Raw genomic sequence first — 515 nt, 5'->3', positions numbered from 1 at the left:
GCATTGTGCGGCAGGTTTTTCGGGTCGGCCAGGATTCGGCGCTGGTGTTGCGGGTTTCTATGGAAAACGTCAATGCAGGTGCCAACCAGATTGTCGGCCTCGATCGGCAACAGGTGCTCGATCTTGCGGATCAGTTCCTTTGAAGTCTCGTTGGCATAGGTGATGTTGAGCGTTGCCGGATCGACCGTCATCACGGCGACCGGCATATCATCGATCATGCTCAGCAGCCGGCTTTGTGCCTCGTGCTTGGCGCGGGCCTCCGTTCGGGCATCGATCAGCCGGGCGAAATCACGGCTTTGAAACATGACGACGATGACGATATTCACCGTGACGAAAAGGAAGTTGCTCGCCATCGCGACGAGCGTGTGAATTCCGGTTGTGGTGAAGAAGGCGACAAAGGAGGTTCCCACGATCGCGGAGAGGATCAACGCCGCCGAGCGCAAATGGATCAGGCACAGCATCGTGCCGAACATGGAGGCGGTCAGGGAAAAGCCGATATGGGCTTTCTGAAAAGC

General features: G+C 57.1%; 1 pseudogene. It reads right to left on the bottom strand.

Annotated elements, in window-relative coordinates:
• A pseudogene (locus ACQV2Q_RS08945) lies at positions 1-473 on the bottom strand (hypothetical protein); the annotation flags it as partial.
• Positions 474-515: the final 42 nt, after the last annotated feature.

Source organism: Facklamia sp. P12950 (assembly GCF_050409465.1).
Taxonomy (GTDB): domain Bacteria; phylum Bacillota; class Bacilli; order Lactobacillales; family Aerococcaceae; genus Facklamia.
Note: the sequence above shows the minus strand (reverse complement) of the source record. Positions and strands in the feature narration are given on the sequence as shown.